This is a genomic window from Terriglobales bacterium, assembly GCA_035651995.1.
In the GTDB taxonomy this organism is placed as follows: domain Bacteria; phylum Acidobacteriota; class Terriglobia; order Terriglobales; family Acidobacteriaceae; genus DASRER01.
In genome coordinates, this window is record DASRER010000039.1 from 126,921 (window position 1) to 138,559 (window position 11,639).

At 65.0% G+C, this 11,639-nt stretch carries 12 protein-coding genes; 5 read left to right on the forward strand and 7 right to left on the reverse strand.

The features are described from left to right. Nucleotides 1-5: 5 nt before the first annotated feature. The gene (locus VFA60_13775; GenBank protein ID HZQ92858.1) at nucleotides 6-1,013 is read left to right on the forward strand and encodes a threonine dehydratase; all 1,008 of its coding nucleotides are present in this window, start codon (nucleotides 6-8) and stop codon (nucleotides 1,011-1,013) included. A gap of 116 nt (nucleotides 1,014-1,129) precedes the next feature. On the opposite strand, the gene VFA60_13780 is transcribed toward VFA60_13775, so the two are convergent. Continuing rightward, nucleotides 1,130-1,723: an AI-2E family transporter gene (locus VFA60_13780; protein HZQ92859.1), complete on the reverse strand. Its 594-nt coding sequence runs from the start codon at nucleotides 1,721-1,723 to the stop codon at nucleotides 1,130-1,132. A 204-nt stretch (nucleotides 1,724-1,927) separates the two neighbouring features. On the opposite strand from VFA60_13780, the gene purQ reads away from it, so the two are divergent. Then, nucleotides 1,928-2,623, forward strand: coding sequence for a phosphoribosylformylglycinamidine synthase subunit PurQ (purQ, locus tag VFA60_13785; protein ID HZQ92860.1), 696 nt, complete (start codon nucleotides 1,928-1,930; stop codon nucleotides 2,621-2,623). Between the two features lie 488 nt (nucleotides 2,624-3,111). Here the strand turns inward: purQ and VFA60_13790 are convergent, their stop codons facing one another. Continuing rightward, nucleotides 3,112-4,383, reverse strand: a complete 1,272-nt coding sequence (locus tag VFA60_13790) for an inositol-3-phosphate synthase (GenBank protein HZQ92861.1) — start codon at nucleotides 4,381-4,383, stop codon at nucleotides 3,112-3,114. 325 nt (nucleotides 4,384-4,708) lie between these two features. Here VFA60_13790 and VFA60_13795 point away from each other — a divergent pair, with 325 nt between their 5' ends. Continuing rightward, nucleotides 4,709-5,299 carry a nuclear transport factor 2 family protein gene (locus VFA60_13795; protein ID HZQ92862.1) on the forward strand — a complete coding sequence of 197 codons (591 nt, stop codon included), beginning with the start codon at nucleotides 4,709-4,711 and terminating at the stop codon, nucleotides 5,297-5,299. A gap of 85 nt (nucleotides 5,300-5,384) precedes the next feature. Here VFA60_13795 and VFA60_13800 read toward each other — a convergent pair whose 3' ends face one another. From VFA60_13800 to hemQ, 4 genes are all read right to left on the reverse strand, one after another. Beyond that, nucleotides 5,385-6,023 carry a DedA family protein gene (locus VFA60_13800; protein ID HZQ92863.1) on the reverse strand — a complete coding sequence of 213 codons (639 nt, stop codon included), beginning with the start codon at nucleotides 6,021-6,023 and terminating at the stop codon, nucleotides 5,385-5,387. Between the two features lie 166 nt (nucleotides 6,024-6,189). Further along, nucleotides 6,190-6,417: a hypothetical protein gene (locus VFA60_13805; GenBank protein HZQ92864.1), complete on the reverse strand. Its 228-nt coding sequence runs from the start codon at nucleotides 6,415-6,417 to the stop codon at nucleotides 6,190-6,192. A gap of 11 nt (nucleotides 6,418-6,428) precedes the next feature. Then, nucleotides 6,429-6,728, reverse strand: a complete 300-nt coding sequence (locus VFA60_13810; GenBank protein ID HZQ92865.1) for a hypothetical protein — start codon at nucleotides 6,726-6,728, stop codon at nucleotides 6,429-6,431. Then, nucleotides 6,728-7,597 carry a hydrogen peroxide-dependent heme synthase gene (hemQ, locus tag VFA60_13815; protein HZQ92866.1) on the reverse strand — a complete coding sequence of 290 codons (870 nt, stop codon included), beginning with the start codon at nucleotides 7,595-7,597 and terminating at the stop codon, nucleotides 6,728-6,730. The genes VFA60_13810 and hemQ overlap by 1 nt, the downstream gene beginning before the upstream one ends. Nucleotides 7,598-7,717: 120 nt before the next feature. Here hemQ and nth point away from each other — a divergent pair, with 120 nt between their 5' ends. Together nth and VFA60_13825 are read left to right on the forward strand one after the other, a co-directional pair. Then, nucleotides 7,718-8,548 (forward strand): endonuclease III, encoded by an 831-nt coding sequence (gene nth / locus VFA60_13820; protein ID HZQ92867.1) that lies wholly within the window; start codon nucleotides 7,718-7,720, stop codon nucleotides 8,546-8,548. A 75-nt stretch (nucleotides 8,549-8,623) separates the two neighbouring features. After that, entirely contained in the window at nucleotides 8,624-10,606 is a 1,983-nt protein-coding gene (locus VFA60_13825; protein ID HZQ92868.1) for a S9 family peptidase, read from the forward strand. A gap of 59 nt (nucleotides 10,607-10,665) precedes the next feature. On the opposite strand, the gene VFA60_13830 is transcribed toward VFA60_13825, so the two are convergent. Continuing rightward, nucleotides 10,666-11,457: a uroporphyrinogen-III synthase gene (locus VFA60_13830; protein HZQ92869.1), complete on the reverse strand. Its 792-nt coding sequence runs from the start codon at nucleotides 11,455-11,457 to the stop codon at nucleotides 10,666-10,668. Nucleotides 11,458-11,639 lie beyond the last annotated feature (182 nt).

The window sequence follows — 11,639 nt, forward strand, 5'->3', positions numbered from 1 at the left end:
CTGCTATGCGCAACCTCTCCCTCCAGGAACTCGACGCCGCCGCCCGCCTGGTCCATGGCGTCGTCCCGCCCACACCGCAGTATCGCTGGCCGCTGCTGGCCGAGCGATTGGGACACGAAGTGTGGGTGAAGCACGAAAATCACACGCCGCTGGGCGCCTTCAAGGTTCGCGGCGGCATTACTTACTTCGACGAGCTGCGTCGCAATCACCCCGAAGTCCGCGGCGTGATCGTGGCCACCCGCGGCAATCATGGACAGTCCATCGCTTTCGCCGCGCGCCGCAACCGCATGAACGTCGTCATCGTCGTGCCGCACGGCAACAGCGTGGAGAAAAACGCCTCCATGCGAGCGCTCGGCGCCGAACTGATCGAGCACGGACACGACTTCCAGGCTGCACTGGAGCACTCGCACGCGCTTGCCGCCGAGCGCCAACTGCACGTCGTTCCGCCATGGCATCCGGCCCTGGTCCGCGGCGTCGCCAGCTACGGACTGGAGTTGTTCCGCGCCGCTCCCGGACTCGACGTGGTCTACGTTCCCATCGGCCTGGGTTCAGGCATCTGCGGAATGATGGCCGCGCGCGACGCGCTGGGCGAGAAAGCGAAGATTGTCGGCGTTGTCGCCAGCGCCGCGCCCGCCGTCGCGCTTTCCTTCGCGCAAAAGAAGCTCATCGAGCGCGACTGCACTACCCGCATCGCCGACGGCATGGCCTGCCGCACCCCCGACCCCGACGCCCTTGAGTGGATGCACCGCGGCGTGGAACGCATCGTCGAAGTCACCGACGACGAAATCGAGGCCGCCATGCGCGCCCTCTTCAGCGACACGCACAACGTCGCCGAAGGCGCCGGCGCCGCCTCGGTCGCCGCCGCCATGCAGGAGCGCGACCGCAACCAGGGCAAGCGCGTCGCCGTTGTCCTCACCGGCGGCAACGTGGACCGCGACGTTTTCGTCCGCGTCCTCGGCGCAGGACAATCCCTCACCGCGGAAAATATGCTCACCGCCGATTCACGCGGATGAACCGGGATTCCAGTCGATAGTGGATAGTGAAAAGTGAATGGCAACACCGCGATTTCCGGGAGTGACTCAGCCCTTGCTGTCCACTACCCACTATTCACGATCCACTTCCGTTCGGTTCAAGTCCTTTCCCTCGCCTTCGCCCGGAACGCATACACCACGGCCAGCAGCGGCGGCGCCAGCAGCACGCCCCAGAACGGAAACAGGAACCCCAGCACAATCGGCGCCAGGATTGACGCCCATATCGGCACCCGTGCCGTCCGCTTCATCAGGTACGGCTGCAACACCAGCCCATCCACGACCACGATCACGGCAAACACCATCAGCAGGTAGATGAACCGCATCCATCCCGCATCCGATGCGTCGGGCGCTGCAACCTCGGTCACCAGCAGGGTGAACGCCGGTCCGATGATCGCCAGCGTCGGTCCGATGTTGGGGACAAACTGGAACAGCCCGCCCAGCACGGCCCACAGCGGCGCCAGCGGCACGCCGATCATCAGCAGCCCCACCAGCCACATCGCCGCGACGGCGAGAGCGTCCTGGCAGGTCGCGACGAACCAGTTCTTCAGCGCGCCGCCCGCCGTCCGCACGTGCGACGAAAAACGCTGCTCGGTCCACGGTTGCGCTGCGGCGCCATTCGGCGCCGGCGCGGCCGGAACGTTGGGCATCTGCGGCCCAACGGGCCGCGGCAGATTGGAGGCGGGTTCAGGCACAGGCGCGAAACCGTTTGTCCGTTATGACGAATGAATACAACATTAGATGCGCGCCGCACCGAACTGCACCGTGACTTTCACGTTGTGCTTGCCGCCGGCCTGCACCTCCACCGGGGTTCGCAGCAACCTCGGGCTCCGAATGCGCCAACATGGTCAAAGACTTTGGCGCTATACTGAAAACACATTCCTGATGCGGAGCCGGCGATGAAATTTGGCGTGCTCGTCTTCCCCGGATCGAATTGCGATCACGACGCTTACCACGTCGTGGGCCAGGTCGCGAAGCAGCCCGTCAGCTTTCTCTGGCACGAGTCGCACGACCTGGAGAATTCCGACGTCATCATCGTCCCGGGCGGCTTCGCCTACGGAGACTACCTCCGCACCGGCGCCATCGCCAAGCTCTCGCCCGTCATGGAAGCGGTAAAGCAGTTCGCCGACTCCGGCGGCCTCGTGCTCGGCATCTGCAACGGCTTTCAAATTCTGTGCGAATCGGGCCTGCTGCCCGGCGCGCTCATGCGCAACGCCGGCCTGAAGTACGTCTGCAAGTTCGTGAACGTGCGCGTGGAATCCGCCGAGACGCCCTTCACCGCCGCCTGCCGCGAGGGTGAAGTGCTGCGCATCCCCATCGGACACATGGAAGGCAATTACTTCTGCGACGAGGAAACGCACACGCGGCTCACCCGCGAACGCCGCATCATCTTCCGTTATTCGACGCCCGAGGGTCAGATCAACGCAGCCGCCAATCCCAACGGCTCGCTCGACAACATCGCCGGCATCTGCTCGGAAGGACGTAACGTCGTCGGCATGATGCCCCACCCCGAGCGCGCCAGCGAACCGCAGCTCGGGTCGACGGCAGGTTTCAAGATCTTCGAGTCCGTTGTCGGCTCACTGGCCAAAGCCTGAAAACCCAGGTTCCCGTTTCCCGTTGTGCGTCCCGATCGCTGCCGGCGAGCACTCTTGCATGGCAGTTGCGGGGTCCTCGGCCACCGGCAATCACCACGCCCGGTGTGACGCAGAGCGCCCTCGCGTGCGGTATACCACGAGCTTCAGCCGGAACATTCAGTGTTGTCATCCTGAGCGGAGCGCGAAGCGCGCAGTCGAAGGATCCCTACCCGCACCACCGCTCATCGGGCAGCAGGTGGCGCGGACGCCCTCGTCCGCGCCTGCCCCGAACAGACACATCGCGCGAGCAAACATTCCACCAACCACCGCCCGTGTGCACGCGCGCGACCTCGCCCGCGCCGACAGCCGAAGCGCTAGCCGACCGCTCCAGCAGTGCTATCATCCCCGCCCAACACGCCGAACATTTCCGGGTCTGAAGCTTGCGCTAGTTCTCGTCTACATCACCGGCCTAAGGCCGGTGCTCCTACCGAAAACCTACCAGCCCTGTCCTAGTCGTAATACTCCAGCCCCAAGTGCGTGATCAGCTCTTCCCCGCGCAGGTGCCGCAGCGTGTTCTTCAGCTTCATCAACTGAATGAACAAATCATGTTCGGGATACAGCCCCGGCGCGGTCATCGGTGACTTGAAGTAGAAGCTCAGCCACTCCTGGATTCCCATGCGCCGCAGACCGCAGCGCTGCGCCAGGTCGAGGAACAGCACCAGGTCGAGCACGATGGGCGCCGCCAGGATCGAGTCGCGGCACAGGAAGTCCACCTTGATCTGCATCGGGTACCCGAGCCACCCGAAAATGTCGATGTTGTCCCAACCCTCTTTGTTATCACCGCGTGGCGGGTAATAGTTAATGCGGACCTTGTGAAACATGTTGCCGTACAGCTCGGGATAAACCTGCGGCTGCAGAATGTGCTCCAGCGCGCCCAGCTTTGACTCTTCCTTCGTCTTGAAGCTTCCCGGATCGTCCAGCACTTCGCCGTCGCGATTCCCCAGAATGTTGGTCGAGTACCAGCCCGAGAGCCCCAGCATGCGCGCCTTGAACGCCGGCGCCAGCACCGTCTTGATCAGCGTCTGCCCGGTCTTGAAGTCCTTGCCGCAGATCGGAATATCGTTCTTGCGCGCCAGGTCAATCAGCGCCGGGATGTCGGTGGTCAGGTTGGGCGCGCCGTTGGCGAACGGCACGTTCTCCTTCAGCGCCGCATAGGCGTAGATCATCGAGGGCGAAATGTCCTGGTGGCTCTTGTCCAGGCCCTGCTCGAAGTTCCGGATCGAGGAGTGCACCTCGCCCGGCTGCAGAAAAACCTCGGTCGAGCCGCACCAGATCATCACCAGCCGCGCCGCGCCCGAATTCTTGCGAAACTCGCGGATGTCCTGGCGCACCTGCTCAGCCAGGTCGCGCTTGGTGCGCCCGCGCTTCACGTTCGGCCCGTCGAGCTTCTTCACGTAGTCCTGGCTGAAAACGGCGGTGCGCGGCTTGATGGACGACAGCAGCGGTTTCACCTTCTCCAGCATCGAGCGCTCCAGCACGCCCGCATTCAGCGCCGACTGGTACATATCGTCGCGATAGATGTCCCACCCGGTGAACACCATATCTTCCAGCCGCGCCAGGGGGACGAAGTCCTTGATCTTCGGAGAGCGGCCCTCGGTGCGCTTGCCGAGGCGAATGGTTCCCATCTGGGTCAGCGATCCGATGGGCGCCGCAAATCCCCGGCGTATCGCCTCCACGCCGGCGACGAACGTGGTCGCTACTGCCCCCATGCCGGGCATCATCACGCCCAGCCGGCCCGCCGCGGGCGCTATGCTCTCGGCCGCGCGCCCCGGCGCCGCCTTCAACACCGCGGCCGCCCGGCGACGCACCGCCTTGCGTGGCCGCGACTTCCTCTTGACCTTCGCCATTCCCGGCACTTCCCTTCTTGCTCACCGAGCGAATTGCAAACCGGCTATCTTCTCAGAAAAAACATGGGTGTTCAAACGCCTCGCACGACCACAGATGTGGGTGCCCCACCCTTTTCCCGGGTCGCCCTTTGCCCCGGAAAGGGTGGGCCACGATGCCGTCCACGCCATGCAGCCCTGCACGAGCCGCTAGAATGTCCCTATGAAGCGTCGTTTCACCCTGATCGCCATCCTCGTCATCGGCGCCATTGCGACGGCCCAAACCGCCAGGACCCAGCGCCGCACGCCCGCGGCCAGGCGGTCCGCACCGCCGCCCACGCAGGTTCGCGAAACTCCCGAGCAGGACAAACTCGCCATCAAGTACCTGCACGACGCCGACATCAAGGCCTCGCTCGCCTACGACGTGGACGCCCTCTCCGCCCTCTGGACCGATGACATCGTTGCCATCCCGCCCAACCATGCGCCGATCACCGGCCGTGTTGCCAACCTGGAGTTCCTCCGCGCCGGCGAGAAAGAGATGGACCGGATGGAAGTCCTCGGTTACAGCGAGGACTGGCAGGAAGTCAACGTGCTCGGCGATACCGCCGTCGAGTGGGGCACCATCTCCGGTCGCCTTCGCCCCATCGAAGCCGGCGCTAAGGAGATCGAGTACAAGTACAACGTGATGCGCGTCCTCAAGAAGCAGCCGGACGGCGCCTGGCTCGTCGCGCGCAGCATCTGGAACGATGCGAATCTACCCGCGACGCCGCCCACCCCGCCTGCCGCGCCCGCTCCCGAAAAGATGCCACGGTAAGGGAGAAGTCCGTCAGTCTGCCAGTCGATCAGCGCCAACCATTCATCGCTGACAGGCTGACGGCCTGAAAGACTGACGGACCCGCCTACGCCTCCACGGCCCGTATCCGGTGCTTCCACCGCGTCCACACGAACCACACGACGCCGAAAATGATCAGCGCCGCGATTACCGCGTCAAAGCGATGGAACCACATCTTCAGCCGCGGATCCGAGTCCCAGCGCTCGCCCAGCTTCAGCCCCACCCACGCCAGCCCGAGACACCAGGGCCACGACCCCAGAAACGTGTACACATGGAACCTCCCCTGCGGCATGCGCGCAATCCCCGCCGGCAGCGCGATGAACGTGCGGATCACCGGCAGCAGCCGCGAAAAAAACACGGTCGCCGATCCCCAGCGCTGAAAAAAGCGGTCGGCCATATCGAGCTCGGTCTTGCTCAGCCAGATGTACCGCCCATACTTTTCCACCAGCGGACGCCCGCCGTGATACCCCACCCAATACGCCACCCACGAGCCCAGGTTGCACCCCAGGGCGCCCGCCGTCGCCACCCACCACAGGTTGAAGCGCCCCGTGTACACCAGGTATCCGGAGAACGGCATGATGATCTCGCTGGGCAGCGGTATGCACGCCGACTCAATCGCCATCAGCAGGACAACGCCGAAGTATCCAATCGAGGAAATGACGGCGATGATGTAAACGGCGAGGAAAGCGATGATTTTCCCGATCACGCAGCCAGTGTAACTGAGAGTCTCGACAGGCTGACCAAGCCCGCGCCCCGAAAAACACCCCTCGGGCGCGATATCGGTGGAAGCGCGGGGCTTTAGCCGCGCGAACCAGAAAAGAAAAACCGGGGCTTCAGCCCCCGGTCCTCAAGTCGGCACTCGCCGCCCGGTCCTAGAAGTCCTGCGAATCCTGCGTGAACGTATACCCCGGCAGTGTAGCGCCGTCCGTGGTCTTGCTCACCTTGACGCGCACAGTGTCGGTTGTGGCCGCATTCGCCGTGGCCACGCGCAACACCGCGTACTGGTTGAAGACCTCGTTGTAGAGCTTGGTCACCAGGAAATTCTGACCGCTCGAATCCTGCCGCCAAACCTGGCCGAGTTGGATGGATTTCACCGACATCGCTAGGAAGGTTAACGGCCTTGCCCGTTTGCGTCAACGCCTGTTGCGTCCACGGCTGCCGCCGCCCGTTCCCGCCGCTTCTGCCTCCGCGCGATGGCGCGGTGCACCACCGCCAGCGTCAGCCCAACCGCCGCCGTCACCAGCGCGAAAGGAAACAGCGTGACGAACGCCAGCACCAGGCCGATCGGGTTCGCCGTCGGGTCGCGATGCAGCAGGAACCACCACTGGAACGGGATCACAACGACGACCAGCAGCAGCGCGATCATCCCCACCGAGAGCAGCAGGTACGCCACCCACTTCAGCAGCCGCATCACCTCGCCGCCTCGGACGGCGGCAGCTTGCCCTCGAGCAGCCCAGCCAGCGCGTCCGCCTTCACCCGCACGCCCACGTAGAAGTGCCCGAACAGCGCGTACTCGGCGCTCACCTGGTCGAAGCGCATTTCGTAGATCAGCTTTTTGAAGTCCACCGGCTCGTCGGCGAACAGGTCCACGCCCCACTCCCAGTCGTCGAAGCCGATCGAGCCTGAGATGATCTGCTGCACCTTGCCAGCCCACCGGCGTCCGACTCTGCCGTGCTCCTCCATCTGGCGCTGGCGCTCGTGGATGTCGAGCGTGTACCAGTTCTTCTGCTCGCCGCGCCGCCGGTCCATCGGATAGAAGCAGATGTAGCGCGCGCCGGGAATCTTGGGAAACAGCCGCGGCGCCATTGCTTCCCGCTGCCGCGCCAGCGTTTCCTCCACCGCCGCGTTCCACTCCGGCGAATGCGGCGCCACGCCCTTCTGCGCCAGCTCGGTGAAGAGCTTCACCGATGAGTCGTAGAGCCCCAACTCGATCACCGACAGGTACGACGACACCGGCTCGAGGAACTCGTTCAGTCCAACCGCCGCCAGCCGCAGCTCGAGCTGCTTGAGTTCGGCGAACGTTGGCCGAAAGTGCACCAGCAGCAGGTCGCCCTTGTGTCCCAGCAGGCTGTAAAGCGCCGTTGTGCCCTCGGCCTCCATCGGCGCCAGCGCCGCGGTCACCGCATTGAGAATGCGGGGCCGGTACTTGGCATTGAGTTGCCGCCACGCACTCCAACGGAAGCGGAACATCTGGTGCAGGACGCCGGAGCCCTCAAGCGTGAGCGGGACCTGCGCGAGATCAGTCTTGGCGGCGGACCTGGCCGGCAGCGGCGAATTCACGTTCACAGTTTACAGTTAACAGTTCGCAGTTTCACGAGGTGCACGCATGCCGTCGTCTCCTTCGTGCTACCTTGGTGTCCTTTGTGGTTGGCTTTTGATTTTCCAGGAGGGCAAGCACCCATGCCGCGCGGAACCGGCCCGCGACAACCCCGCTGGGCCAAGCAGGGATACAGGATCACCCGCCCGCCCGCGCGCGCGAAAGTGCAGCCAAGGCCCGCACCCAGGCCCGCTGCACGCGCCGCCAAAGGCCCCGCCAAGTCCACAAACGCCAGGTACAACCCCACCGGCCGTGCCCGCGTGGCCGAGATCATCCGCCGCCTCGACGCCACCTACCCCGGCGTCACCTGCGCGCTGCAACATCGCAACTCCTGGGAGCTGCTGGTCGCCACCATCCTTTCGGCGCAGTGCACCGACGAGCGCGTCAACAAGACCACGCCCGAGCTGTTCGCGAAATATCCGACCGTCCAGGACTTCGCCCGCCTCCAGCCCGAGCAGCTCGAGCCCGATATCCGCTCCACCGGCTTCTTCCGCAACAAATCGAAATCGCTGGTCGGCGCGGCGAAAAAACTCGTTGCCGAATTCAACGGCGAAGTCCCGCAAACCATGGAAGAGCTGCTCACTCTGCCCGGCGTCGCCCGCAAGACCGCCAACGTCCTGCTCGGCACCTGGTTCAGGAAGAACATCGGCGTGGTCGTCGACACGCATGTGACCCGCATCTCGCGCCGCCTCGAACTGACCAAGAACGACGACCCCGGCAAAATCGAGCAGGACCTGATGCGCGTCATCCCGCAGGAGCGCTGGACCGACTTCTCCCACCAGGTCATTCATCACGGGCGCAAATTCTGCATCGCGCGCAAACCCAAATGCGCCGAGTGCCCGCTGGAAGACCTCTGCCACGCCGCCGATAAGACCTGGAGCACGGTCGAGATCCACAAATCGGCCAGGCCTTGACCGGCCACGGCCTGTGTTGGACGCGGGCGGCCTCGCCCGCGTCCCGTGCCGACCGGCTAGAATGAACCTTCACGCATGCGAACCCTCACTCTCCTCCTGGTGACCCTCATGGCAACCGAAGTCCTCTCCCAGCCCAAGCCCGCGCCGCAACCCGCCGCCCCGCTGCAAGCCATCACCGACCCCAGGCAGCTCTCCGGTCACGGACGCCTCGGTGTGCACCGCATCGCGCTCGAGCAGCTCTACCGCACGCGCATCGTCGGCGGCTCGGCCTGGTCGCCCGACGCGAAGCAAATCGCCTTCATCACCAACATCAGCGGACGCGCCAATCTCTGGCTTGTCCCGTCCGCCGGCGGATGGCCTACGCAGCTCACCGCCAGCGACCAGCGCCAGGCCTCGCCCGCCTGGTCGCCGGACGGCAAATGGATCGCCTACATCTCCGACTTCGACGGCAACGAGCAGTGGGACATCTTCATCGTCTCGCCCTCGACCGGTGTGGTCGACAACCTCACCAACAGCTCCGCCGTTTCTGAAGAAGCGCCCGCCTGGTCGCCTGACGGCGCGAAGATCGCCTACCAGCGCAAGCCGAAGGACTCGCCCACCTACGAAATCTGGACGCTCGACCTGCTCTCGCGCCAGCCCGTCGCGGTCACGAACAACACGCCGAAGGACCTGGGCAACTTCGACCCTATCTGGTCGCCCGACGGCAAGCGCATCGCCTACACGCAGACGCACGCCGCCGGCAAAGACTCCAGCGTCTTCATCGCTGACCTCGCCGCCGGCACGCACACCAACCTCACGCCGCACGATGGCGAAAAAATCCACCAGGCCGTCGCCTTCTCGCCGGATGGAAAGCAGCTCCTCATCACCTCAAACGCACTCAACGGCCACGAAAACGTCGCCTTGCTCGACATCACCACAAAAAAACTTGCCTGGCTCACCCGCGACAAATGGGAGACGCAGGCCTCCGGCTTTTCCCCCGACGGCAAGCGCGTGCTCTGGACCTCGAACGTTGACGGCATGACCGACGCCGTCCTCCACGACCTCGCCACGCACGCGTCGCGCCGCGTGCCGCTTGACGCCGGCGTCAACACGCACGGCGGCTCCGAGTCGCCATTCTCCCGCGACGGCTCGCGCCTGCTGCTCTACCACAACGGTCCTGACGCGCCGAACGATCTCTGGACGTACGATCTGGCCGCCAACCGCACCACCCAGATCACCCACTCACTCTTCGGCGGTGTGCGCACGCAAGACATGGTCCGCCCGCAGCTGGTGCACTACCCGAGCAAAGACGGCAAGTTCACCATCTCCGCCTTCGCCTACGTCCCCTGGAACCTGAAGCGCAACAGCGAAACCGGCGCCATCGTCTACGTGCATGGCGGCCCGCAGTCGCAAACCGTGAACTCGTTCAACCGCATCGTTCAATACCTCGTGAACCAGGGATACGTCGTTATCGCGCCCAACTATCGCGGCTCAACCGGCTACGGAAAGGAATTTCAGGACGCCAACCGCTTCGACATGGGCGGCGGCGACCTTCAGGACGTTCTCGGCGCCGCCGACTGGATCGCGCAGACCGGCTTCGTCGATCCCAAAAAGCTCATCATCATGGGCGGCAGCTACGGCGGCTACATGACCATGATGGGCGTCACCAAGGCGCCGGAGAAGTGGGCCGCCGGCGTCGCCATCGTGCCCTTCGTCAACTGGTTCACCGAGGTCGAGCACGAAGACCCGCTCCTGCAGCAGTACGATCTGGCCACCATGGGCGACCCGGTGAAGAACAAAGCGCTGTGGGAAGACCGCTCGCCCATTAATTTCGTGGACCACATCAGGGCGCCCCTGCTGCTGCTCGCCGGCGGACACGACCCGCGCTGCCCCAAGGAAGAATCAGAGCAGGTGGAAAAAGCCATCAAGGCGCGCGGCGGCGAAGTCGAGCTGAAGATCTACGAAAACGAGGGACACGGCTTCGCCCGCGTCGAAAACCAGATCGACGCCTACACCCGCGTCGCCAACTTCCTCCGCAAGCACGTGACGCCCGCGGACTGCGGCTGCGAAGTGCAGTAAGTCAAAGCGCTGCTCGCTGCTGGCTCGTTGCTGCTCGCGGAGTTGGCTGTGGCGGGCAGCTAGCAGCCAGAAGCCAGGAGCCGCCTGATCGCCCTTACAAGCCCCGCCACCGTATACTCCCGCGCCTCCACATCCACGCGCAGCCCCAGCTCGCGCAGCGTCCCGCTTGTGACCGGCCCGATCGAAGCCAGCATCACGCCGCGCAGCGCCCGCCGGTCGCCCAGCATCTCGACAAAGTTCCGCGCCGTCGAAGAGCTGGTGAACGTGATCACATCCGGACGCCGCTTCGCATCCCCCAGCACCGCCCGCAGCCGCGCCACCGATCCCGCCGGCGCCGCCGTCTGGTAAGCCTCCACCACGTCCACGTGCGCGCCCGCCGCACGGAGGCCGGCGGGGATCACGTCGCGCGCCACCCGCGCCCGTACGAGCAGCACGCGCTTCCCACGGACGCGCGAGCGCAGCGCCTCGACCACCGATTCGGCGACATACTTTTTTGGCGTCAGCGCCACGCGCAGGCCGCGCTCGGCGAGCGCCGCCCGCGTCGCCGGACCAATCGCTGCGACCTTCACGCCACGCAGCGCGCGACGCCAGCCGCCGCGCCCCTTCGCCCCAGGCCGCGCGAACAGCGCCTCCACGCCATTCACGCTGGTCAGGACCAGCCAGTCGTACTCTGCCACGCGCTCGAGCGCCGCATCCAGCGGCCGATACGACCGCGGCGGCCGTATCTCGATGCTCGGTATCTCCACCACGCCCGCGCCCAGTCCCCGCAGCGCCGCAGAGAGTTTCCCCGCCTGCCGCTGCGCCCGCGTCACCAGCACGCGCACCCCGGCCAAGGGCTTCGATTGCGTCATGTGTGTTCGTGATCTAACGGCGGAGCCGCTGACGCGCGAAGAAACTCAACCAAAGTCACCAACGCGTCGCGACGCGGGCATTGATGTACCGCTTCCTCCGCGTCTCCGTGCCTCCGCGGTTCCTTCGCGCTTACACGCCACCAATGCCACCTGCACAAGAACTGGCAACCGGCAACCGACAC